Origin of the sequence: Mariprofundus erugo (genome assembly GCF_005818865.1) — a bacterium.
GTDB lineage: Bacteria > Pseudomonadota > Zetaproteobacteria > Mariprofundales > Mariprofundaceae > Mariprofundus > Mariprofundus erugo.
Map to the genome: position 1 here is coordinate 1 of NZ_VBRY01000034.1, position 448 is coordinate 448.

Here is a 448-nt window from a genome sequence, read left to right on the forward strand (position 1 = left end):
GCCTGAAGGCCCTTGATGTGCTGGTCGACCGGCCGCATCCCGATCGCGCAGCCACCCGGCAGCGACACCCGCGCCTCGCCGAAGCGGGCCACGAGGGGCCCGAGGGCGAGGATGGACGCGCGCATCGTCTTCACCAGATCGTAGGGTGCGACGAAGCTGGAGATGCCACCGCCCCCCAGCGCCACGCCGTACTTGTCGTCCAGCGACAGCGTGACGCCCATCTGCCCGAGCAGGTTGAGCATGGTGGTGACGTCGCGCAGGTGCGGCACGTTGCGCAACTGCAGCGTGTCCGCCGTGAGGATGGCGGCGCAGAGGATGGGCAGGGCGGCGTTCTTCGCGCCCGAGATCCTGACGCGACCGACCAGCGGTACGCCGCCTTCGATGTGCAGCTTGTCCATGGATGGAAGCGACGGGGGGATGCCCCGTCAGGCAGGGGTCAGGCTTCGGC

At 69.6% G+C, this 448-nt stretch carries 1 pseudogene; it reads right to left on the bottom strand.

What is annotated here, in order from left to right:
• Positions 1–398: pseudogene (locus FEF65_RS13280) on the bottom strand (UDP-N-acetylglucosamine 1-carboxyvinyltransferase); the annotation flags it as partial.
• Positions 399–448 lie beyond the last annotated feature (50 nt).